The sequence below is a fragment of the Serratia sp. CY74737 genome (assembly GCF_052166775.1).
Taxonomy (GTDB): domain Bacteria; phylum Pseudomonadota; class Gammaproteobacteria; order Enterobacterales; family Enterobacteriaceae; genus Serratia; species Serratia ureilytica.
In genome coordinates, this window is the sequence record NZ_JBJNOF010000005.1 from 1 (window position 1) to 20,932 (window position 20,932).

Below are 20,932 nucleotides of genomic sequence, written 5' to 3' on the forward strand. Positions count from 1 at the left end.
AAAGCCATCCGCAACCGTGCCGCCCCGGCGTTAACGCCGGGGCGGCCGTTGTGAGCGAACCAGGCGGCCGCTGGCTTTTCACCGATACGCGGAGGAGCGCTGAGCGCCGCGTTCAAGCGCGTATTTTCGAAGCACTTCAACCCCCTATCGCATCTGGGGTTGAGGCAAATCTGCATGAAGAGACGGCGGAGTGGTGAGGGAAAGCCCGGCCAGCAAGGCGGCGATAATGACAAACAGGTGCCCTTCGGACGAGTCCAGCAGGAATGAATTGAACAGATGGCAGGCCATGTAGCTGCTGAGCACCGCAACGAACAGATTTCGGCGCGCCGGCGGCAAGCGCCAGGCGACGCGGTAGCAACTCCACATCCAGGTGAGGAACACCATCAATCCCAGCAAACCGCTCTGCACCGTTTCCAACAGGTATTCATTGTGCGGATTATGCACGCCATAGCCGGTGGATGGATTGCCGTACCAAAAGCTGCCGGCGCCGTTGCCCAGCAGCGGGGATTGCTTTATCAGTCGCAGGGCTTCGCGGGCGAAGGCGGTGCGTTGCCCCATGGAGTTGTCGCAGGCCGCATAAGCCGTTTGGGCCGGGGCGAAAACGCACCCCTGAATTTGCTGGACGCCCAGCGTCAGGCGCTCCATGGCGCGATTGGGGGTCATGACCAGCATCACGACAGCCAGTATGCCGCAGGCGAGCACGGCCACTTGCTGCTTGCGCCGGAGGGTAAGCAATAACCAGATACCCATGCCAACGGCCAATGCCACATACCCGGTACGCCCCTGCACCATCAGCAGAACATTAACCGTCGCCAGCAACACCAGTCCCGCATACCCCCAGCGCCGTTTTCCGCTACAGGCAAAAGCACGCGACAACCAGACCAGCGCCGCCAGCGCCATAAACACGTTTTGGGTGATTTGCAGCTTAAACACCGTAGGGTTGTCGGGGTTCAGCCCGCCCAATGTGACATGGCCAAGCCCGCTCATGAAGCTGATGGCCAATATCGCGGCATTGGCCCACAAAAAGCCGCGGACAAATTGCGTCATCAGCCGCGAGTCGGCCAGAAAGAACAGCGCCAGCGGCAGGACATACAGCAATTTTGGGTATTTGCCGACCATTTTGGGGCCGTAGGCGTGAGCATGCGTCAGCAATGACAACGCCAGCAGCGCAAACATCAGCGCTGGCAACCAGACCAGGGGATGACAAGCCAGTGCAGCCCACTGCCGGATATCGCGCAGCCAGAGCAGACAGACGACAACCAGCCCCAGTGAGATATTCATCAGGGGATTGGAGGTCGGGAGGGAGGCTCCCAGCAAAAAGGCGGTAAACGCAAACAACCGTTGCTGAAGGGGCGTCTGTATCGACGAGGAAACTGCTGAGTTGAATAGCATCGTGGCGTACTCATTGATAAGAGAAAAAACACGGTGGAAGGCCGCGCAGGGTTAACGCTGCGCAGACCCGACGAGGGATGCCAGTTGCCTGTTAACCGCCTGTATCACATCGCCGGCCGGGATGGCCGCGAGGTAACGCTCGCGGGTATTGGTGTCAACGGCGTCCGGGGCGGGCAGCGGACGATAGTCTCCGGCCCACAGCAACGTGTGGGGCGCCTGCCACGGGGACCATCGCGCGAGGTCGCTGGGCCCGAACAGCACCACCGAGGGCGTATTCAGCGCGGCGGCCATGTGCATCGGCACCGAATCGACCCCGATAAACAGCCGCGCCCGGTCAATCAACACCGCGAGCTCCGGCAGCTCCAGACGCCCGGCCAGATTAATTACCCGCCGCGGTAACAGGCAGCGGGCCATAATGGCGCTTATCATGGCGGCTTCATCTTGCGTGCGTCCGCCGGTGAGCACCACCGTTCTGCCCTGGGCGGTCAGGTGGTTAATCACGGCGCTGAATCCGTCCACCGTCCAGGTCTTGAAAGCCCAGCGTGCGGTCGGCTGTATCAGCACAAAATCGGTCAGGTGATGGCGTCGACTGAGCCGGTCAACGTCATCCACATCAGATTGCCGCCAGGCCTGCGTCACCTGCGTGATTGTCGTGGGCAAGGCCAGTGGCGCCAGAATGCTGAGATTATTCAGCACGGTGTGCTGCGCCGGGCCGGCAACGTCGACCAGTAGCGAATGGCAGGCCCGCCAGAGTCGATTGTCGCGTTTGGGGTAGCGAAACCCCAGACTGAAGGTCGGTTTGAGAAAACGGCAATACAACGCCGCCCGCCACTGATCGGAGAGGTTGATCACCAGATCGTAATGGCCGGTCCGCAGGCTGTTCCATAACGCATATTCGCCGCGGTATTGCGCTTTCAGCCCTTGGCGCTTGAGCTCTCGATCCACGGTAAAGGCCAGATAAACATCCTGATTGCCGGCCAGCATCGCCTCGGTGCCGTCATAGACCAGCACATCGATCAGCGCATTGGGGTAGTTGACGCGCAATGTGCTGAGCACCGGCGTCATCAGCAGGACGTCGCCAAAGTGGCGCAGCTTGATGACGAGAATGCGTTGCACGCTATCCCGGTGCAAAAGCGCATTGGGCACCCGGCGATCGGGGAGTGTGGCCAGCGGGGATGCGGGGCGTTTGCCGGTGGTGCGATGGGCATTCATGGTTCGTCGCCTCAGAAAAATACAAAAGGCCGCTGCAGGGCCGAAAGAGTCCGTGAGGATAAAAATAGCGCTGCGCCACGGTTCGAAAACCCGAGAAGGCTGCAGGGAGAAAACGCCGTTCTCTCTGCCGTGCTCCCTGAACCGTCAATCTCGTTATCGCGGGAAAGCGGGCGATTAGCAGACGTTCTCGTCATGGCTGAGTACGGGGGTTTTATCCTGATAAATTGTCGAGCGCTACGTGGTATTCACCGGATGAATAAAGAGTTACCGCCGAATAATATCCTGCCCGATCTTAACGGCGACCGTGTAGCAAAGATAATTGGTTGTGCAGATCAATAAGATCTTACCGATCGTTGAAAACGATCAATCCTTTACAAATTGCAGGGTTACCGAGAAAATTCCTAACCTATTGAGGTTATTAATGTCTTTTATTGCTGCACCGTGCGGCGCGCGCTGAACTCACTCCCCGACCGGAGAGCCCGGTGCGGGAAGTGAACCATCGTTAGCGAATAAACGTGGGAGGGAGAAATAGGAGTTTTCACCGGAGGAACAGCGGCGCCGCGGCCGGATACCTAATCACTCGCCAAGCGCAGAAATTGCACGACCGTCGAAAAGCTGAGCTTTGGAGAATAGACCGGCTGGGTGAGCATAGAAATGGTACAGCGATACGCTCACCTTACACCGAACCATCTCACTGAGCATGCGAGGCAAATTGATGCGATTTTCGGAGGTTTAGTCCCAAATCTGTCCCATGATGAAATTGGAAAGACGGGATGAAAGGCATAACTCATTGATACTTAATGGCACGCCCTATAGGATTCGAACCTATGACCTACGGCTTAGAAGGCCGTTGCTCTATCCAACTGAGCTAAGGGCGCATTGAGATGCGGCAACCTGTGGTTGCGGGTTGCGATTATACGGTCAGAGGTTAGCGAGTCAATGCCTTTTCATGACGTTACGGCGGCGACGGTGCTTTATGGCGTTTTTTCCGCCAGCGCCCGTGCGGCGGCCCGCGCTATGCTGCGTTGCGCCAGGCCGACAGCGGTATCGCCTGGCGTGCGTTCGGCCCCTTGCCGCCCATCGCCCCGCCGCAGGCAAAGGCGCGCGGACTGAACGACCGCCGTAATGTCGCCCCAATCGGCATGCTCAACCACCTGCATGTTGCAGGTCGCCTCCCCTCTTTTCCCCAGAGCGGAGTCAGGGCGTGCGCTGTTTAAAGAAGCCTGGCTCCACGGCGCCCAAGCCAGCAATAGCGCGCACCCTACCCATGCGCAGCCGTTCATGCGCGCAGCTTCCGCCACAGGGCGCTCAGGCGCGCCCGCCACGACGGCGTCGCCTGGTGCTGACAAAGCTGATGCAGCGCGGTGAGTTGCTCACTGTCCGCCGGATGCAGCGAAGAATCGAACACCGTCTCGCCAACGTGCTTAGGCTGCGCCGGTTGCCGATCAGGCTGATGATGCAACGGATAAAGCCGGGTTATCGCTCTCATGATCCTGCCCTCTTTCGCCCTGTGTATGGCCCCAGCGTATGCAAATGCCGGTAAAAATGGCGTAGAGGTTCCTGAAGCCGGCATAAAAAAAGCGTAAATCGGCCTCGCCGACGGCGGCGAGGGTGATTCTGCGCCTGACAGCGCGCTCAGCTTCTGACAGAATAGCGGCATCCCCGCTTTTCTTAATTGATGGATTTCCACACTGATGTCAGCAAAGATTATTGATGGTAAAACGATTGCGCAGCAGGTTAGAAACGAAGTGGCTGAGCAAGTGAAACAACGTCTGGCGGCCGGTAAGCGCGCGCCAGGGCTGGCGGTTGTGCTGGTCGGCGAGAATCCGGCTTCGCAAATTTACGTCGCCAGCAAGCGCCGCGCCTGCGATGAAGTCGGCTTCCTCTCCCGCTCCTACGACCTGCCCGCTGCCACCAGTGAAGCCGAGCTGCTGGCGTTGATCGACCAGCTGAACGCCGATGAGGAAATCGACGGCATTCTGGTGCAGCTGCCGTTGCCGGCCGGCATCGATAACGTCAAAGTGCTGGAACGCATCCATCCGGACAAAGACGTCGACGGCTTCCACCCGTACAACGTCGGCCGCCTGTGCCAGCGCGCGCCCAAGCTGCGCCCATGCACGCCGCGCGGCATCGTCACCCTGCTGGAGCGTTATAACATCGATACCTACGGCCTGAACGCCGTGGTGGTCGGCGCGTCCAACATCGTCGGCCGCCCGATGAGCATGGAGCTGCTGCTGGCCGGCTGCACCACCACCGTCACCCACCGCTTCACCAAGAATCTGCGTCATCACGTCGAGAACGCCGATCTGCTGGTGGTGGCGGTCGGCAAACCGGGCTTCATTCCGGGCGACTGGATCAAACCGGGCGCCATCGTAGTGGACGTCGGCATCAACCGCCTGGAAAGCGGTAAAGTGGTGGGCGATGTCGATTTCGACGCCGCCAGCGAGCGCGCCGCCTACATCACCCCGGTGCCGGGTGGCGTTGGCCCGATGACCGTGGCTACACTGATCCAAAATACCTTGCAGGCCTGCGAGGAATATCACGACGTTCAACCTAAATAAGTAAGGCAGTATGGAAATTTTCAATCTGGACAATCATCCCCATGTCGAACTGTGCGATCTGCTGAAGTTCCAGGGCTGGTGTGAAAGCGGCGGCGCCGCCAAAGAAGTCATCGCCGAAGGGCAGGTGAAAGTCGACGGTAAGGTCGAAACCCGCAAGCGCTGCAAGATCGTCGCCGATCAGGTGGTGGAGTTCGGCGGCGGCAAGGTCATGGTTAAACCCTAACCCGCAGCCATAGAAAAAGGCGCTGAATTCAGCGCCTTTTTTGTTTCCTTCTGCCGGATTACTTACGGCGCCAGGTGGTGCCCTGCGGGCCGTCTTCCAGCACGATGTTCATCTCGTTCAAGCGATCACGCGCGGCATCCGCCAGCGCCCAGTCCTTGGCGGCGCGCGCTTCGTTACGCTGTTTGATCAGCGCTTCGATCTCCGCCACTTCGCCGTCGTCAACCTGTGCGCCCCCTTGCAGAAACTGCTCCGGCTCCTGCTGCAGCAGGCCAAGCACGTTCGCCAGCTTGCGCAGTTCCGCCGCCATGCCGCTGGCCGCCGCCATGTCTTCCCCCTTCAGGCGGTTAACCTCGCGCGCCAGATCGAACAGCGCCGAGTAGGCTTCCGGGGTGTTGAAGTCGTCGTCCATCGCTTCGCGGAAGCGGGCTTCGAACGCCTCGCCGCCGGCCGGCGCGGCATTGGCGTCGGTGCCGCGCAGCGCGGTATAGAGGCGCTCCAGCGCGGTGCGCGCCTGCTTGAGATTCTCTTCACTGTAGTTCAGTTGGCTGCGATAGTGGCCGGACATCAGGAAGTAACGCACCGTCTCCGCATCGTAATGGCCGAGCACGTCGCGAATGGTGAAGAAGTTATCCAGCGATTTGGACATCTTCTCTTTGTCGATCATCACCATGCCGGAGTGCATCCAATAATTGACGTACGGGCCGTCGTGGGCGCAGCTCGACTGCGCGATCTCGTTCTCGTGGTGCGGGAACATCAGATCGGAACCGCCGCCGTGGATGTCGAAGTGGGTACCCAGCTGTTTGCAGTTCATGGCGGAGCATTCGATGTGCCAGCCCGGACGGCCCGGCCCCCACGGCGACTGCCAGCTCGGCTCGCCCGGCTTGGACATTTTCCACAGCACGAAGTCCATCGGGTTGCGCTTAACGTCGTCGATCTCTACGCGCGCGCCGGCCTGCAGCTGCTCCAGATCCTGGCGCGACAGCAGGCCGTATTGCGGATCGCTGTCGATGGAGAACATCACGTCGCCGTTGCTGGCCACATAGGCGTGATCGCGATCGATCAGGCGCTGGGTGATCTCGATGATCTCGGCGATGTGTTGGGTCGCGCGCGGTTCGCTGTCCGGGCGATCGATCAGCAACGCGTCGAAGTCGGCATGCATTTCCGCCAGCATGCGTTCGGTCAGCTGGTCGCAGGTCTCATTATTTTCCGCCGCGCGGCGGATGATTTTGTCGTCCACGTCGGTGACGTTGCGCACGTAGTTCAGCGAATAGCCGAGATAGCGCAGGTAACGCGCCACCACGTCGAAAGCGACAAAGGTACGACCGTGGCCGATGTGACACAGGTCATAGATGGTTACCCCGCACACGTACATGCCCACTTTCCCGGCATGAATGGGTTTGAATTCCTCTTTTTGACGACTCAGGGTATTAAAAATCTTTAGCATCGGGAGATTCCGTGGTGTGCGTGATAACAAAAAAGATAACCGGGCTTCAGGTTTAACGCCCGGTAGCGTATTGAAACCTGAAGCCTGATCTATTGCAAGGTTAAGGCCATGCTTTGCTGACTTCACGCGAAGAAAAAGCGCAAAATTCGCCGGCCGGCGCAATTGTTATAATATAACACAAATGCAATTACCACAGACAGTCCGCGGTTGACCCGCTGCTGACTCGCTGGGGCGGATATGTTATAAGGGCGGTCTGAATGTTCACTCGCTTTACGTGACGTCTCACTTCACCTTGTTAGGATTAAAACTATGGTTACTTTCCACACCAATCACGGCGATATCGTTATCAAGACCTTTGCTGACAAAGCGCCGGTTACCGTTGAAAACTTCCTGAACTACTGCCGCGCCGGTTTCTACGACAACACCATCTTCCACCGTGTGATCAACGGCTTCATGATCCAGGGCGGCGGTTTCGAGCCGGGCATGAACCAGAAAGCGACCAACGCGGCCATCAAGAACGAAGCCAACAACGGTTTGAAAAACACCATCGGCACCCTGGCAATGGCGCGCACCAACGATCCGCACTCCGCCACCGCACAGTTCTTCATCAACGTGGCTGACAACGACTTCCTGAACTTCCGCGGCGAAAACGTGCAGGGCTGGGGCTACTGCGTGTTTGCTGAAGTGGTTGAAGGCATGGACGTGGTCAACAAGATCAAAGGCGTGAAAACCGGCCGCAGCGGCATGCACCAGGACGTACCGGTAGAAGACGTGGTGATCAACAGCGTGACCGTCAGCGAGTAATCGCGGCTGCATGAGTACGCTGTTCATCGCAGATCTGCACTTGTGCGCACAGGAACCGGCAATCACTGCCGGTTTTCTGCGTTTTTTACGGCGCGAAGCGGTGCACGCCGACGCGCTGTACATCCTCGGCGACCTGTTTGAAGCCTGGATCGGCGACGACGATCCCGAGCCGCTGCACGCGGAGATCGCCGCGGCGCTGAAAGCGCTGCAACAGGCCGGCGTGCCCTGCTATTTCATCCACGGCAACCGCGATTTTCTGCTCGGCAAGCGCTTCGCCCGCGCCAGCGGCATGCAGCTGCTGCCGGAAGAAAAAGTGCTGGAGCTGTACGGCCGCAGGATCCTGATCCTGCACGGCGACACCCTGTGCACCGACGATCAAGCCTATCAGCAATTCCGCCGTAAAGTGCACAACCCGCTGATTCAAAAACTGTTCCTCGCGCTGCCGCTGCGCTGGCGACTGAAGATCGCCGCCAAGATGCGCGCCCGCAGCCAGCAATCCAACCAGTACAAGTCGGAAGCCATCATGGACGTCAACCCGCAGGCGGTCGAGCAAACGATGCTGCGCCACGACGTGCACTGGATGATCCACGGCCATACCCATCGCCCGGCGGTGCATCGGCTGGCGTTGAGCAACGGCGAAGCCCATCGCGCGGTGCTGGGTGCCTGGCACGTCGAAGGATCGATGATCAAAGTCAGCGCCGACGCCGTCGAGCTGATCCAATTCCCGTTCTGAGTTCCGCACTGGCGCGCGGGTGAAAATTCGCGCTTTCGCCGGTGAAAACCGGCGACGCAACCGTTTTCCTCGCCGTGCGCTCATGGTATGCTCTACGCCCTCATTCGGCCCTCAGCCGACGCCAGACAAATCACAGGAGCCTTACACCCATGGGAGCCAACGCCGCTTCAGCCGCCAATGCCGGGGCTAAAATCGCAATTGTAATGGGATCGAAAAGTGACTGGGCCACCATGCAGTTCGCCGCCGAAGTCCTGACCCAGCTCGATGTCCCCTTCCATGTCGAAGTCGTTTCCGCTCACCGCACGCCGGACAAGCTATTCAGCTTCGCCGAGCAGGCTGCCGCCAACGGCTTTGACGTGATCATCGCCGGCGCCGGCGGTGCCGCGCATCTGCCGGGCATGCTGGCGGCGAAAACGCTGGTGCCGGTGCTGGGTGTTCCGGTGCAAAGCGCCGCGCTGAGCGGCGTGGACAGCCTCTACTCCATCGTGCAGATGCCGCGCGGCATTCCGGTGGGGACGCTGGCGATCGGCAAAGCCGGCGCCGCCAACGCCGGGCTGCTGGCGATGCAGATCCTGGCACTGCACGACGCCGCCCTGGCGCAGCGTTTGGCGGACTGGCGTCAGGCGCAGACTGAAGACGTTTTGAACCACCCCGATCCACGGGAGGACGCATGAAGCCGGTTTGCGTATTGGGCAACGGTCAGCTGGGGCGCATGCTGCGCCAGGCCGGCGAACCGCTGGGCATCGCCGTCTACCCTGTCGGCATCGATGCCGAACCCGAGGCGGTGCCGTATCAGAACAGCGTCATTACCGCCGAGATTGAACGCTGGCCGGAAACCGCGCTGACGCGCGAACTGGCGACTCACAGCGCCTTCGTCAACCGCGACATTTTCCCGCGTCTGGCCGATCGCCTGACGCAAAAGCAGCTGCTCGATCAGCTCGGCCTGGCGACCGCGCCGTGGCAGCTGCTGGCGAGCGCCGCCGAATGGCCGCAGGTGTTCGCTGCGCTGGGCGAGCTGGCGATCGTCAAACGCCGGGTCGGCGGCTATGACGGCCGCGGCCAGTGGCGCCTGCGTCCGGGGCAGGAAGCCGAACTGCCGGCCGATGCCTATGGCGAGTGCATCGTCGAGCAAGGCATCAATTTCTCCGGCGAAGTGTCGCTGGTGGGCGCGCGCGGCCACGACGGCCGTTCGGTCTTCTACCCGCTGACCCACAACCTGCATGAAGACGGCATCCTGCGCGCCAGCGTGGCGCTGCCGCAGCCCAATCCGGCCCTGCAGCAACAGGCCGAGCAGATGCTGGCGGCGATCCTGAACGAGCTGAACTACGTCGGCGTGATGGCGATGGAGTGCTTTATCGTCGGCGATCGACTGTTGATCAACGAACTGGCGCCGCGCGTGCACAACAGCGGCCACTGGACGCAAAACGGTGCATCCATCAGCCAGTTCGAGCTGCACCTGCGCGCCATCCTCGGCCTGCCGCTGCCGCAGCCGGTGGTGAGCACGCCGTCGGTGATGGTCAACCTGATCGGCACCGCCGTCAACGAACAGTGGCTGTCGCTGCCGCTGGTGCATCTGCACTGGTATGAGAAAGAGGTGCGCCCGGGCCGCAAGGTCGGCCACCTCAATCTGAACGACCCGAGCGCCGCCGATCTGCGTCAAGCGCTGCAGGCGCTGGCGCCGCTGCTGCCGGGCGAATACCAAAGCGGGCTGGCCTGGGCACAGCAGAAGCTGGCTTAACGGTTTACACCGCCGAAAAGAAGAAGGTTCAGCCCAGGCTGAACCTTTTTTATTGCCGAAAAGATCAACGCGAGCCGATATTACGCAACGGTTTGCCGGCCATCAGATTGCGCTCAATGTGTTCCAGTGAAATATTTTTGGTTTCCGGGATCAGCGCCAGCGTGATGAAAACAAACAGCACGTTAAGCCCCGCGTAAACCCAAAAGGTGTGAGCGCTGCCCAACGAATTCAGCATGGTCAGGAACGTCGCCCCCACGATCATATTGGCTATCCAGTTAGTGGCGGTGGAACAGGTGATGCCGAAATCGCGGCCTTTCAATGGCTGGATCTCTGAGCACAGCACCCAAATCAGCGGGCCGGCGCTCATGGCAAAGCCGACGATAAACATCAGCAGCATGACGATGGCGAAATATTGCTCCGCCGCCGAGTTCATGCCGATGTTCATCATGGTGCCCAGCGCCCCCATGCCGACGGCCATCACGATAAACCCAAGGATCAAAGTGGGCTTGCGGCCCCAGCGGTCAACCAGCCCAATAGCGATAAAGGTGGCCAGCACGTTGACCAGACCGACGATCACCGTGCCCCACATCTGCTGTTCCGTACTGGCGAAGCCCGCCAGACCGAAAATCTTCGGCGCGTAATACATGGTGACGTTCATCCCGGTGAACTGCTGCATCACCTGGAGAAGAATGCCAAGGAAAACCGCGCGGCGGAAATTTTTATTGCCTTTGAACAACGCCCAACCGCTTTGCTTCAGTTTGAGGCTTTCACGAATTTCATTCAGCTCATACTGCGCCTGGGCACTGCTGTCGCGCAGCTTCTCCAACACCTGACGCGCTTGCTCATGGCGATTACGCGAGGCCAACCACCGCGGGCTGTCAGGCAAAAAGAACACGCCGACCAACAACAGCCCGGCCGGGATGGTGATGACGCCCAACATCCAGCGCCAGGCGCCGGTATAGCTGAATGCCGTATCAGACAGGTAAGCGGCCAGAATGCCGATGGTGATCATCAATTGATACATCGAGATCATGCTGCCGCGGATTTTCTCCGGCGCGATTTCAGAAAGATAAATCGGCGCGGTATAAGAAGCGATCCCCACCGCCAATCCCAGCAGAATACGTGAAACGATCAACACCTCCACGTTGGGAGCGAACGCAGAACACAGCGATCCCGCCACGAAGAGGATTGCGCCGATCATCAAACTGTATTTGCGCCCCAGCCGGAAGTTCATCCAGCCGCTGCCGATGGCGCCGACGGCGGCGCCAAACATCATTGAGCTGACCACCCACTCCTGCTGAGAGCTGGTGATCTGAAAAGTGTCGGTAATAAACGGCAGGGCGCCGGCGATCACGCCGATATCAAGACCGAACAGCAGGCCGGCCAAGGCGGCTAAAAAACAGACGAAAAAAGTCATGCCGACATGAGTCTGGCTTTTCTCCGCCGGTGTCACTTTGACGGTATCGCTCATACAGCCTCCAGGAGAAAACGGTCATCAGTGTGCGACATGATAGGAGGCAATGCGACGGAGATAAGTGAGTGCGATCACATTAGTGAAAACGGTTACATTCCATTTAATCTTTTTAGGCCGTTTTTTATGACGGATGAATTAACTTAATCCATGCGTAACCCTCTAAATCAATGAGTAAAATAGGCGAAGTCGGCCAACTATCCGCTACACCGATGACCAATGGCAAACGTATCGATATGACATAAATGTAATCGATTTCACAATGAATGGGCATGAAGAGGAATTGCGCCAGTGACGCGCGAAAGAAAATCGGCAGGCCCGGCCACGCTTGGCGGCAACGGGCCTGCGATCGCCAGATCAGCCATCATAACTGCGGAACAGCGCCCGGCCGCGCAGCAAGCGCACGCCCAGCCAGCCGCCGCACAGCGACAGCAACAGCGCGCTGGCCAGCGGCAGCGCCCACCACAGCACCGGCGTCGGCGTCCACGGGAAGTCGAACACCCGGCTTTGCAGCAGCCACAGCGCCGCCTCGGCCCCCACCGCCGCCGCGATGCCCGCCACCAGCCCCAGCAGGGCAAACTCGCACCACAGCGTGCGGCGCAGCAGCCGTTTACCGGCGCCCAGCGTGCGATAGACCACCAGCTCCTGCCGCCGCTGACGCATGCCGACCTGCACCTGCGCCAGCAGCAGCAGGCCACCGCACAGCACCACCAGCACCACCATCACCTCCAGCGCGCGGCTGACCTGCTGCAGCACGCCACCGACCTGTTTCAGGATCGCGCCGATGTCCAGCAGGCTGAGCGTCGGAAACTGACGGTTGAGCTGGGTCAGCATCTGGCCGTCGCCGTCGTAGCGGAAGCTGGTGAGCCAGGTCTGCGGCTGGCCGTCCAGCGCGCCCGGCGGGAAGATAAAGTAAAAGTTCGGCTTCAGGCTTTCCCAATCCACCTGGCGCAGGCTGGTGACTTTGGCGCTGAACGCCTGGGTATCGCCGCTGAAGGTCAGCGTGTCGCCCAGCTTGATCTTCAGTCGCCCGGCGATGCCTTCATCCATCGAGACTTCGCCGCTTTTCGGCGGCCAATTACCCGCCACCAGCGGATTGTGATCCGGCAGTTCGGCCAGCCAGGTCAGGTTCAGCTCACGGTTCACCGCCTCGCCGCCCGGATCGTCTTCATGCACCCGTTCGGTCGCCACCTGCTGGTTTATCTCGGTCAGGCGCACCCGGACGATCGGGTAATAGGTTTCCGGTTTGATCTGGTGCTGCTGCAGGAAAGTTTTCACCTGCGGCACCTGCGCCTCGGTCATGTTGAGCAGGAAATAGTTCGGGCTGTCCGGCGGCAGCTGTTGCTGCCAGCGTTCGAGCAGATCGCCGCGCAGCACCAACAGCAGCGCCAGCAGCATGAACGACAGCGAGAACGCCGCCAACTGGCTGATGGTCACCCACGGTTGATGCAGCAGGCGGTTGACCGCCAGCCGCAGCGCCAGGCTCTTGAGCGTGATGCGGCGTAGCAGCAGCAGGCTGCCCCACCCTATACCGCCCAGCAGCAGCGCCAGCACCGCCATGCCCGCCAGGATCGCCCACAGCAACGTGCTGGCTCCCATCAGCAACACCAACAACGCGACCACGATCGCCGCCGTCACCGGCAGGAAGTAGCGCAGCGGCCAGACGTTGGCCGCCACATCACGACGCAGCACCCGCAGCGGCTGGGTGGCCAGCAGCTGGCGATACGGCCGCAACCCGACCAGCAGCGAAATCAGCACCAGCGCACCGAGCGCCCACAGCCACGGCCAGACGCCGGCGGCGGGCAACGCGGCCGGCAACACCGGCTTCAGCAGGCGAATCAACAGCGCCTCGAACGCCAGCCCGATCGCCCCGCCGCACACCGCCGCCAGCGCCATCACCGCCAGCCACTGGCCGACGATCAATTTGCGCAGCGCGCCGCGCCCGGCGCCAAGGGTTTTCAGCACCGCGATCAGATCGTAGCGGCTGCGGCAATAGTGGCTCATCGCCACCGCCACGGCGGCGATCGACAACAGCAGCGTCAGCAGGGCCGACAACAGCAGGAACTGTTGGGAGCGCTGCAGCGACTTGCCCAGCGCGCTGCCAGATTCCTGCAGCCCGAACCAGCGCTGATCCGGCGTCAACTGCGGCGTCAGCCGTTCTTCGTAACGCTGAATATCCGGCTCGGCGCCGGCGAACATGTAACGATAGGTCAGGCGGCTGCCCGGCTGCACTGCACCGGTCTTATCGACGTCCGCCAGGTTGATCATGATGCGCGGCGCGGTCTGGAATGGATTGAAACCGGCGTCCGGCTCCTGAATGATTTCACCGGCGATGCGCAGCGTGGTGTCGCCCACCTCCAGCGAATCCCCCACTTTCACGTTCAGCAGCGCCAGCAAACGCGGCGCCACCAGCACGCTGCCCGGTTCGGGCTGGATGTTGACCGGGCGCGTTTCCAGCTTGCCGTACAGCGGATAGGCCAAATCGGTGGCTTTCACGTCCGCCAGCTGCGGCCGATCGCCGGCATAGGTCATGGTGGTGAACGACAGCTGACGGCTCACCTTCAGCCCTTGTTGCTGCGCGTCCAGCAGCCAGCCTTCCGGCACCGGATGCGCGCTGCGCAGCACCCGATCGCCGGCGATAAAATCGCGGCTCTGCTGGCTGAGCCCTTTGTCCATGCGATCGCTGATGCTGCCCAGCGCCAGCACGCAGGCGACGGAGAGCGTCAGCGCCAGCCACACGATCAGCAGCGACGGCGAGCGCCATTCGCGCCAAAACCAGCGCCAGATCATGCTTCCTCCCACAGCTTGCCTTCGCGCAGCCGCAGCCGCCGCTGGCAGCGCGCCGCCAGGGTTTCGTCATGGGTCACCAGGATCAGGGTGGTGTCAAAATCGCGGTTGAGGGAAAACAGCAGATCGGCGATGCGATCGCCGGTCTGACGATCGAGGTTGCCGGTCGGTTCATCGGCGAACAGCACCCGCGGCCGGCCGCTGAAGGCGCGCGCCAGCGCCACGCGCTGCTGCTCGCCGCCGGACAGCTGCGCCGGCAGGTGATCGAGCCGTTTCCCCAGCCCCAACTGCTCGAGCAGCTGCACCGCCTGCTCGCGGCTCTGTCTGTCGCTCTCGCCGCGCAACAGCGCCGGCAGCTGCACGTTCTCCAGCGCGTTCAGCGTCGGCACCAACATGAACGACTGAAACACGAAGCCGACATTCCTGGCGCGCAGCGCGGCGCGCCCCTCTTCGTCCAGCGCGGTCAGCGACTCGCCGAGCAAGCGCACCTCGCCTTCGCTGCCGTCATCCAGCCCGGCCAAAATGCCCAGCAAGGTCGATTTCCCCGATCCGGATTCGCCGATCAGGGCGATCGTCTGCGCGGGTTTGACAAGCAGCTCGACTCCGGTAAGGATGGTGAGCTGATGCTCACCCTGACCAACGTGTTTACTAAGATGATGAACTTCAAGAACGTTTTCCGCTGGCATCTTCCCTTCCTTTTGCTGTTGGGATTATTCAGTTTACGCGCTGCCGCCGCCGATACCTTGTTGATTTTAGGCGACAGTTTAAGCGCCGGTTACCGCCTGCCGATCGAGCGGGCGTGGCCGACGCTGTTGGCCGAACAGTGGCAGAAAAAACCGGGTGCGCCGCAGCTGGTCAACGCCAGCATCAGCGGCGACACCGCCGCGCAAGGGCTGGCGCGTCTGCCTGCGCTGCTGAAACAGCATCAGCCGCGCTGGGTGCTGATCGAGCTGGGCGCCAACGACGGCCTGCGCGGCTTCCCGGCGCAGGACGTACAGCGCGATCTCGGCCAAATCATCACGTTGGTGCAGCAGGCTGGCGCGCAGCCGCTGCTGATGCAGATCCGCATCCCGCCGAACTACGGCCGCCGCTATACTGAAGCGTTCGGCGCCGTCTACCCGGCGCTGGCCAAGCAGTTCAACATTCCGCTGCTGCCGTTCTATATGGAACAGGTGGTGGTGAAGCCGGAATGGATGCAGGATGACGGATTGCACCCCAATGGGGACGCCCAGCCGTTTATCGCCACCTGGATGGCGGAGCGCCTGGAGCCTCTAGTAAAGCATGAGTCTCACTAAATTAGGGTCGTACACTAGGTAAAGTTATGCAAAAAGCGGTATTGATAACCGGCTGTTCCAGCGGGATTGGCTTGATTGCGGCGCAGGATCTGCGCAACCGCGGCTACCGGGTGCTGGCCGCCTGCCGCAAGCCGCAGGACGTGGAAAACATGCGCCAGCTCGGGCTGGAAGGCATCGAGCTGGATCTGGACGACAGCGCCAGCGTCGAGCGCGCCGCCGCCGAGGTGATCGCGCTGACCGACGGCCGACTGTACGGTCTGTTCAATAACGGCGGTTTCGGCGTTTACGGCCCGCTCAGCCGCATTTCGCGCAGCCAGCTGGAGCGGCAATTCGCCACCAACCTGTTCGGCACCCACCAACTGACCCAGCTGTTGTTGCCGGCGATGCTGCCGCACGGCGAAGGGCGCATTATTCAGACCAGTTCGGTGATGGGCCTGGTCTCCAGCGCCGGGCGCGGCGCCTACGCCGCCAGCAAGTTCGCGCTGGAAGCCTGGTCGGACGCGCTGCGCATGGAGCTGCACGGCAGCGGCATTCAGGTCAGCCTGATCGAACCGGGGCCGATCTCCACCCACTTTAGCCAGAACGTCAACCAGGCGCAGAGCGACAAACCGGTGCACAATCCCGGCATCGCCAAGCGCCTGACGCTGCCGCCGGAGGCCATTCTGCCCAAACTGCGCCACGCGCTGGAAAGCCCGCGCGCCAAACTGCGCTATCCGGTCACCCTGCTGGCGCACGCGATGAGCGTGCTGCGCCGCATTTTGCCGGGCCGCTGTCTGGATTGGCTGCTGCGCAGCAACGCTTAATTCGCCCGACGGGGTTGAAGAATGGCGGCGCGCCCCCATCTACACCCCATGGCTCCGCACGATCAGAGAGAAAAAAGATGCTAGCTCAAGCTGTTGTTGATATTAACGAAACTAACCTGCACCAGACGCTGGAACAATCGATGTCCACACCGGTGCTGTTCTACTTCTGGTCCGAGCGCAGCCAACACTGCCTGCAGCTCACGCCGGTGCTGGACAAGCTGGCGGCGGAATACGCCGGTCAGTTCATTCTGGCCAAGGTGGACTGCGACGCCGAACAGATGATCGCCTCGCAATTCGGGCTGCGTTCCATTCCGACGGTCTACCTGTTCAAAGACGGTCAGCCGGTCGACGGCTTCCAGGGCCCGCAGCCGGAAGAAGCGATCCGCGATTTGCTGCAGCGCTTCCTGCCGAAGGAAGAAGATCTGAAACTGGCACAGGCGCAGGAGCTGCTGGCCGCCGGCAACGCCGCCGAAGCGCTGCCGCTGCTGAAAGACGCCTGGCAGAGCAGCCAACAGCGCAGCGACATCGGCCTGACGCTGGCCGAAACTCAGATCGCGCTCAGCCGCAGCGAAGACGCTGAAGCGGTGCTGGCGACCATCCCGCTGCAGGATCGCGATACCCGCTATCAAGGTCTGGTGGCGCAGATTGAATTGTTGAAGCAGGCGGCGGACACGCCGGAAATCCAACAGCTGCAACAGCAGGTGCAGCAGCAGCCGGACAACGTCGAACTGGCGGTGCAGCTGGCGCTGCAACTGCATCAGGTCGGGCGTAACGAAGAAGCGCTGGAACTGCTGATGGGGCATCTGAAGAAAGATCTGGCCGCCGCCAACGGCAGCGCGCGCAAAACCCTGATGGACATTCTGGCCGCGCTCGGCACCGGCGACGCGCTGGCCGCTAAATATCGCCGCCAGCTGTACTCCCTGCTGTACTGATATACCCTTCGTCTTTCCAGCCGCATCGTTGTTGGCTGCACGTTCGAACCCCAGTCACTTAGTTATCTAAGCTCCTGGGGTTTCTCACGTTTGCCGCCTAGACGCAACTGGAAATCCAATGGGTATATGTGTTGTCCCAAAGTAAATATTGAAGGGTATCCCCTAAATAGTTCGAGTTGCATCAAGGCGGCAAGTTTGTAAGTCCCCGGGAACTTACTCAAGTAAGCGACCGGGGCGCGCAAACGCAGCCAACACAGATGCAGCTTGAAATATAACGGGGATATCAGCGATAGACCCGCACCCCGCCCTCCACGCCCGCCGGGCTGAACAACACCTGCCACAGCTGAATGTTGCGCGAACGGAACGCGCCGGCGCAGGCGTTCAGGTAATAGGTGAACATGCGTTCGAAGCGCTCGGAATAACCGCCCATCAGATCCGGCCACGCCCGTTTGAAATTCTCCAGCCAGGCCATCAGCGTGCGATCGTAATCGGCGCCAAAGTTGTGCCAATCCTCCATCACGAAACGCCCTTCGCTGGCCTCGGCGATATGCCGCACCGAAGGCAGGCAGCCGTTGGGGAAGATGTATTTGTCTATCCAGGCATCGACGTTGAGATCGGTCTGATTGGAACCGATAGTGTGCAGCAGGAACAGCCCGTCGGGCTTCAGGTTGCGCGCCGCGACGCTGAAGTAGGTCTCATAGTTTTTCGGCCCGACGTGCTCGAACATGCCGACCGACACGATGCGATCGAACTGACGATCCAGATCGCGGTAATCCTGCAGCAAGATCTCGACGTCCAGCCCGGCGCAGCGTTCCTGCGCCAGCTTCTGCTGCTCGGCCGAAATGGTCACGCCGTGCACCGAGACGCCGTAGTTTTGCGCCGCAAACTGCGCCAATCCGCCCCAGCCGCAGCCGATATCCAGCAGCGTCATGCCCGGTTTCAACTGCAGTTTTTCGCAGATCATCCTGAGCTTGGCCTGCTGCGCCTGCTCCAGCGTCTGCGCCTCTTTCCAGTAGCCGCAGGAGTATTGCATATAAGGATCGAGCATCGCCCGGAACAGGTCGTTGCCGATGTCGTAGTGTTCTTTGCCCACCTGCCAGGCGCGCTTGCGCGATTGGCGATTGAACAGCCGGGCATAGGCGATGCGCGCGATGTCGCTCAGGCTTTTCGGCAGCCGTTCATCGACGCCGGCCTGCAGAATGCGGGTGAACAGCATGTCCAACCGTTCGCACTCCCACCAGCCGTCCATATAGCTTTCGCCGAAGCCGAGCGAGCCTTCCTGCAAAATGCGTTTGAACAGCGCCGGGTTATGCACCCGGATATCCCAGGCGCGCGGGCCGTTGATGGCGACGCCGGCTTCCGCCAACATCTCCTCCACTATGCGATACCAGCGATCGTTCTTCTGGGCGAGTTCATCAACACTGAGCGAATCCATAACAATCCTTGGCCGAAATGTCATTTCAAAAAGCATAGTCGCAAATGAAAATGACAAATTTTTGACGGTAAACACGGGGGTGTTTTTACTCTAGCCAAGGCGAGCAACATCATGAAATGAATAAAAATTATTGAAATCATGCCATTTAGGCATACTTATTTTTCAGCTGTGCCACACTTGTCGTGACAACACTCTGTTCCAGACGCGGGATCCACCGCTCGCGGGTTGCGTCAGCGCCCTGGATTAAGTCGCGGTATCAGTAGGCATTTTTCCGGCGCTGACGTAATATCTGTTTACATATGTCTGACAGGAGGTTTGCATGCTTACTTTTATTCCCATCGTGATCGTCGTCGCGCTGATTGTGGTGTTCGCCGGCGTCAAAATTGTGCCGCAGGGGTTCCAATGGACGGTAGAACGCTTCGGCCGCTATACCAAGACGCTGATGCCGGGCCTGAACCTGGTGGTGCCGTTCATGGACCGCATCGGCCGCAAAATCAACATGATGGAGCAGGTGCTGGACATCCCTTCCCAAGAGGTGATTTCCCGCGATAACGCCAACGTCGCCATCGACGCGGTGTGCTTTATCCAGGTGGTCGATCCGGCGCGCGCCGCCTACGAGGTCAGCAACCTCGAACAGGCGATCGTCAACCTGACCATGACCAACTTCCGCACCGTGCTCGGCTCGATGGAGCTGGACGAAATGTTGTCGCAGCGCGACAGCATCAACAGTCGCCTGCTGCACATCGTCGATGAAGCGACCAATCCGTGGGGGGTGAAAATCACCCGTATCGAGATCCGCGACGTGCGGCCACCGGCGGAACTGATCGCCTCGATGAACGCCCAGATGAAGGCCGAGCGCACCAAGCGCGCCGACATCCTCGAGGCGGAAGGGGTGCGTCAGGCGGCCATTCTGCGCGCCGAGGGGGAGAAACAATCGCAGATCCTGAAGGCCGAGGGCGAACGTCAGTCGGCGTTCCTGCAGGCGGAAGCGCGTGAACGCGCCGCCGAGGCCGAGGCGCGCGCCACCCAGCTGGTGTCCGACGCCATCGCCAGCGGCAACATTCAGGCGGTGAACTACTTCGTGGCGCAGAAATACACCGATGCGCTGCAGAAGATCGGTTCCTCCAACAACAGCAAGGTGGTGATGATGCCGCTGGACGCCAGCAGCCTGCTCGGCTCGATCGGCGGCATTACCGAACTGCTGAAAGAAAGCAAAGGCAAATAATCATGCTCGAACTGATCGCGGCGAATCCGCTGTGGTTCTGGCTCTCTCTCGGGGGCGTGTTGCTGGCGGCGGAAATGCTCGGCGCCGGCGGCTACCTGCTGTGGAGCGGCGTGGCGGCGCTGTTGGTCGGCGCCTTGATCTGGCTGCTGCCACCGCTTTCCTGGGAATGGCAAGGCGTGATCTTCGCCGTCCTGACCGTCGTCGTCGCCTATCTGTGGTGGTACTGGCTGCGTCGCCGCCCGGCGGCCGCATCCGGCGGTTCGCCGGTGCTCAACCAGCGCAACCGTCAGCTGATCGGCACCCGCGCCACGCTGACGGAGCCGATGCACAACGGCATGGGGCGCATCAATATCGGCGACAGCAGCTGGCGCGCGCAGGCGGCGGAAGATCTGCCCGCCGGCACCGAAGTGGAAGTGGTGGCGGTGGAAGGGGTCACGCTGGTGATCCGTGCCATCAGCCGTTAATTAGAACGACAACACCCCGCCAGGTTATTGATGATGGGGCACTCCGCCCCCTCGTCGCCCGGGCATTGTTCCGCCAGCGTCAACAGGCGCTGGCGCATGTTCCCCAGCTCGCTGATGTGCTTTTCGATCTCCGCCACCTTCTGCAGCGTGCGCGCCTTCACGTCGGCGCTGTGGCGGGCCGGATCGTTGAACAACGCTACCAGTTCGCGGCACTCGTCCAGGTTGAAGCCCACCTGCCGCGCCTGGCGCAGCAGCGTCAGCTCTTCGACATGCTTGGCGGAATAGTGGCGGTAACCGTTGTCGCTGCGAATCGGGGCGGTAATCAACGCTTTCTCTTCGTAAAAACGAATCGTCTTGCTGGTTAAACCGGTTTTTTTAGCGACGTCGCTAATATTCATTTTCCCTCCTTGACC

General features: G+C 60.8%; 21 protein-coding genes, 1 tRNA gene and 1 pseudogene. 12 read left to right on the plus strand and 11 right to left on the minus strand.

Translation table 11 applies throughout. From position 1 onward, the window contains the following. Positions 1-144: 144 nt before the first annotated feature. A complete protein-coding gene (locus ACJ8PE_RS08450) occupies positions 145-1,392 on the minus strand; it encodes an O-antigen ligase family protein (RefSeq protein ID WP_197793658.1) in 1,248 nt (415 codons plus the stop codon). Positions 1,393-1,443: 51 nt separating this feature from the next. Continuing rightward, positions 1,444-2,604 carry a putative lipopolysaccharide heptosyltransferase III gene (rfaQ, locus tag ACJ8PE_RS08455; protein WP_197761833.1) on the minus strand — a complete coding sequence of 387 codons (1,161 nt, stop codon included), beginning with the start codon at positions 2,602-2,604 and terminating at the stop codon, positions 1,444-1,446. 636 nt (positions 2,605-3,240) lie between these two features. Between rfaQ and ACJ8PE_RS08460 the strand changes: the two are divergent. Beyond that, a pseudogene (locus tag ACJ8PE_RS08460) lies at positions 3,241-3,381 on the plus strand (integrase); the annotation flags it as partial. A gap of 24 nt (positions 3,382-3,405) precedes the next feature. Here ACJ8PE_RS08460 and ACJ8PE_RS08465 read toward each other — a convergent pair. The 3 genes from ACJ8PE_RS08465 to ACJ8PE_RS08475 all read right to left on the minus strand — a co-directional run bounded on the left by ACJ8PE_RS08465 (position 3,406) and on the right by ACJ8PE_RS08475 (position 4,093). Continuing rightward, positions 3,406-3,482: transfer RNA gene (locus ACJ8PE_RS08465), tRNA-Arg, on the minus strand. Between the two features lie 96 nt (positions 3,483-3,578). Further along, entirely contained in the window at positions 3,579-3,764 is a 186-nt protein-coding gene (locus tag ACJ8PE_RS08470) for a hypothetical protein (protein WP_232096302.1), read from the minus strand. Between the two features lie 119 nt (positions 3,765-3,883). Further along, entirely contained in the window at positions 3,884-4,093 is a 210-nt protein-coding gene (locus tag ACJ8PE_RS08475; RefSeq protein ID WP_193159780.1) for a hypothetical protein, read from the minus strand. A gap of 205 nt (positions 4,094-4,298) precedes the next feature. On the opposite strand from ACJ8PE_RS08475, the gene folD reads away from it, so the two are divergent. Together folD and ybcJ are read left to right on the plus strand one after the other, a co-directional pair. Next, on the plus strand, positions 4,299-5,165 hold the full coding sequence (folD, locus tag ACJ8PE_RS08480; protein WP_004940177.1) for a bifunctional methylenetetrahydrofolate dehydrogenase/methenyltetrahydrofolate cyclohydrolase FolD: 867 nt from the start codon (positions 4,299-4,301) through the stop codon (positions 5,163-5,165). 10 nt (positions 5,166-5,175) lie between these two features. Next, positions 5,176-5,388: a ribosome-associated protein YbcJ gene (ybcJ, locus tag ACJ8PE_RS08485; RefSeq protein WP_033642141.1), complete on the plus strand. Its 213-nt coding sequence runs from the start codon at positions 5,176-5,178 to the stop codon at positions 5,386-5,388. 58 nt (positions 5,389-5,446) lie between these two features. Here the strand turns inward: ybcJ and cysS are convergent, their stop codons facing one another. Then, positions 5,447-6,832, minus strand: coding sequence for a cysteine--tRNA ligase (gene cysS, locus ACJ8PE_RS08490; RefSeq protein WP_197761831.1), 1,386 nt, complete (start codon positions 6,830-6,832; stop codon positions 5,447-5,449). 309 nt (positions 6,833-7,141) lie between these two features. On the opposite strand from cysS, the gene ppiB reads away from it, so the two are divergent. The 4 genes from ppiB to purK all read left to right on the plus strand — a co-directional run bounded on the left by ppiB (position 7,142) and on the right by purK (position 10,107). Continuing rightward, positions 7,142-7,636: a peptidylprolyl isomerase B gene (gene ppiB / locus ACJ8PE_RS08495; protein WP_016928800.1), complete on the plus strand. Its 495-nt coding sequence runs from the start codon at positions 7,142-7,144 to the stop codon at positions 7,634-7,636. A gap of 10 nt (positions 7,637-7,646) precedes the next feature. After that, entirely contained in the window at positions 7,647-8,369 is a 723-nt protein-coding gene (locus tag ACJ8PE_RS08500) for a UDP-2,3-diacylglucosamine diphosphatase (protein WP_004940186.1), read from the plus strand. Positions 8,370-8,518: 149 nt separating this feature from the next. Next, positions 8,519-9,043, plus strand: a complete 525-nt coding sequence (gene purE / locus ACJ8PE_RS08505; protein WP_004940188.1) for a 5-(carboxyamino)imidazole ribonucleotide mutase — start codon at positions 8,519-8,521, stop codon at positions 9,041-9,043. Continuing rightward, on the plus strand, positions 9,040-10,107 hold the full coding sequence (gene purK / locus ACJ8PE_RS08510; protein ID WP_016928803.1) for a 5-(carboxyamino)imidazole ribonucleotide synthase: 1,068 nt from the start codon (positions 9,040-9,042) through the stop codon (positions 10,105-10,107). The genes purE and purK overlap by 4 nt, the downstream gene beginning before the upstream one ends. Before the next feature lie 64 nt (positions 10,108-10,171). Here purK and ACJ8PE_RS08515 read toward each other — a convergent pair whose 3' ends face one another. From ACJ8PE_RS08515 to ybbA, 3 genes are all read right to left on the minus strand, one after another. Next, complete coding sequence (locus ACJ8PE_RS08515; RefSeq protein WP_197761830.1) at positions 10,172-11,578, minus strand: sugar porter family MFS transporter; 1,407 nt, start codon at positions 11,576-11,578, stop codon at positions 10,172-10,174. A 357-nt stretch (positions 11,579-11,935) separates the two neighbouring features. After that, a complete protein-coding gene (gene ybbP / locus ACJ8PE_RS08520) occupies positions 11,936-14,368 on the minus strand; it encodes a putative ABC transporter permease subunit YbbP (RefSeq protein ID WP_197761829.1) in 2,433 nt (810 codons plus the stop codon). Beyond that, the gene (ybbA, locus tag ACJ8PE_RS08525) at positions 14,365-15,051 is read right to left on the minus strand and encodes a putative ABC transporter ATP-binding protein YbbA (protein ID WP_004940192.1); all 687 of its coding nucleotides are present in this window, start codon (positions 15,049-15,051) and stop codon (positions 14,365-14,367) included. Before ybbA ends, ybbP begins: the two co-directional genes overlap by 4 nt. On the opposite strand from ybbA, the gene tesA reads away from it, so the two are divergent. From tesA to ACJ8PE_RS08540, 3 genes are all read left to right on the plus strand, one after another. Continuing rightward, positions 15,022-15,660 (plus strand): multifunctional acyl-CoA thioesterase I/protease I/lysophospholipase L1, encoded by a 639-nt coding sequence (gene tesA / locus ACJ8PE_RS08530; protein ID WP_162472522.1) that lies wholly within the window; start codon positions 15,022-15,024, stop codon positions 15,658-15,660. The two genes, ybbA and tesA, sit on opposite strands and share 30 nt — an antisense overlap. A gap of 26 nt (positions 15,661-15,686) precedes the next feature. After that, complete coding sequence (locus ACJ8PE_RS08535; protein ID WP_004940195.1) at positions 15,687-16,463, plus strand: SDR family oxidoreductase; 777 nt, start codon at positions 15,687-15,689, stop codon at positions 16,461-16,463. A 77-nt stretch (positions 16,464-16,540) separates the two neighbouring features. Beyond that, a complete protein-coding gene (locus tag ACJ8PE_RS08540) occupies positions 16,541-17,395 on the plus strand; it encodes a co-chaperone YbbN (protein WP_033642135.1) in 855 nt (284 codons plus the stop codon). A 283-nt stretch (positions 17,396-17,678) separates the two neighbouring features. On the opposite strand, the gene cfa is transcribed toward ACJ8PE_RS08540, so the two are convergent. After that, entirely contained in the window at positions 17,679-18,830 is a 1,152-nt protein-coding gene (gene cfa, locus ACJ8PE_RS08545) for a cyclopropane fatty acyl phospholipid synthase (protein WP_033642134.1), read from the minus strand. Positions 18,831-19,149: 319 nt separating this feature from the next. On the opposite strand from cfa, the gene ACJ8PE_RS08550 reads away from it, so the two are divergent. Then, entirely contained in the window at positions 19,150-20,055 is a 906-nt protein-coding gene (locus tag ACJ8PE_RS08550) for an SPFH domain-containing protein (protein ID WP_004940203.1), read from the plus strand. 2 nt (positions 20,056-20,057) lie between these two features. Further along, positions 20,058-20,519: an NfeD family protein gene (locus tag ACJ8PE_RS08555; protein WP_033642133.1), complete on the plus strand. Its 462-nt coding sequence runs from the start codon at positions 20,058-20,060 to the stop codon at positions 20,517-20,519. On the opposite strand, the gene cueR is transcribed toward ACJ8PE_RS08555, so the two are convergent. Further along, the gene (gene cueR / locus ACJ8PE_RS08560) at positions 20,516-20,917 is read right to left on the minus strand and encodes a Cu(I)-responsive transcriptional regulator (protein ID WP_025301807.1); all 402 of its coding nucleotides are present in this window, start codon (positions 20,915-20,917) and stop codon (positions 20,516-20,518) included. The two genes, ACJ8PE_RS08555 and cueR, sit on opposite strands and share 4 nt — an antisense overlap. Positions 20,918-20,932 lie beyond the last annotated feature (15 nt).

Bases quoted from the DNA above. Each gene is read 5' to 3' on its own strand.
- ppiB (WP_016928800.1), top strand. From the start codon at position 7,142: ATGGTTACTTTCCACACCAATCACGGCGATATCGTTATCAAGACCTTT.
- ACJ8PE_RS08540 (WP_033642135.1), top strand. From the start codon at position 16,541: ATGCTAGCTCAAGCTGTTGTTGATATTAACGAAACTAACCTGCACCAG.
- purE (WP_004940188.1), top strand. From the start codon at position 8,519: ATGGGAGCCAACGCCGCTTCAGCCGCCAATGCCGGGGCTAAAATCGCA.
- ACJ8PE_RS08470 (WP_232096302.1), bottom strand. From the start codon at position 3,764: ATGCAGGTGGTTGAGCATGCCGATTGGGGCGACATTACGGCGGTCGTT.
- ACJ8PE_RS08555 (WP_033642133.1), top strand. From the start codon at position 20,058: ATGCTCGAACTGATCGCGGCGAATCCGCTGTGGTTCTGGCTCTCTCTC.
- rfaQ (WP_197761833.1), bottom strand. From the start codon at position 2,604: ATGAATGCCCATCGCACCACCGGCAAACGCCCCGCATCCCCGCTGGCC.
- ACJ8PE_RS08475 (WP_193159780.1), bottom strand. From the start codon at position 4,093: ATGAGAGCGATAACCCGGCTTTATCCGTTGCATCATCAGCCTGATCGG.
- purK (WP_016928803.1), top strand. From the start codon at position 9,040: ATGAAGCCGGTTTGCGTATTGGGCAACGGTCAGCTGGGGCGCATGCTG.
- folD (WP_004940177.1), top strand. From the start codon at position 4,299: ATGTCAGCAAAGATTATTGATGGTAAAACGATTGCGCAGCAGGTTAGA.
- ACJ8PE_RS08515 (WP_197761830.1), bottom strand. From the start codon at position 11,578: ATGAGCGATACCGTCAAAGTGACACCGGCGGAGAAAAGCCAGACTCAT.
- cueR (WP_025301807.1), bottom strand. From the start codon at position 20,917: ATGAATATTAGCGACGTCGCTAAAAAAACCGGTTTAACCAGCAAGACG.
- ybcJ (WP_033642141.1), top strand. From the start codon at position 5,176: ATGGAAATTTTCAATCTGGACAATCATCCCCATGTCGAACTGTGCGAT.
- ACJ8PE_RS08535 (WP_004940195.1), top strand. From the start codon at position 15,687: ATGCAAAAAGCGGTATTGATAACCGGCTGTTCCAGCGGGATTGGCTTG.
- cfa (WP_033642134.1), bottom strand. From the start codon at position 18,830: ATGGATTCGCTCAGTGTTGATGAACTCGCCCAGAAGAACGATCGCTGG.
- tesA (WP_162472522.1), top strand. From the start codon at position 15,022: ATGAACTTCAAGAACGTTTTCCGCTGGCATCTTCCCTTCCTTTTGCTG.
- ACJ8PE_RS08550 (WP_004940203.1), top strand. From the start codon at position 19,150: ATGCTTACTTTTATTCCCATCGTGATCGTCGTCGCGCTGATTGTGGTG.
- ACJ8PE_RS08500 (WP_004940186.1), top strand. From the start codon at position 7,647: ATGAGTACGCTGTTCATCGCAGATCTGCACTTGTGCGCACAGGAACCG.
- ybbP (WP_197761829.1), bottom strand. From the start codon at position 14,368: ATGATCTGGCGCTGGTTTTGGCGCGAATGGCGCTCGCCGTCGCTGCTG.
- cysS (WP_197761831.1), bottom strand. From the start codon at position 6,832: ATGCTAAAGATTTTTAATACCCTGAGTCGTCAAAAAGAGGAATTCAAA.
- ACJ8PE_RS08450 (WP_197793658.1), bottom strand. From the start codon at position 1,392: ATGCTATTCAACTCAGCAGTTTCCTCGTCGATACAGACGCCCCTTCAG.
- ybbA (WP_004940192.1), bottom strand. From the start codon at position 15,051: ATGCCAGCGGAAAACGTTCTTGAAGTTCATCATCTTAGTAAACACGTT.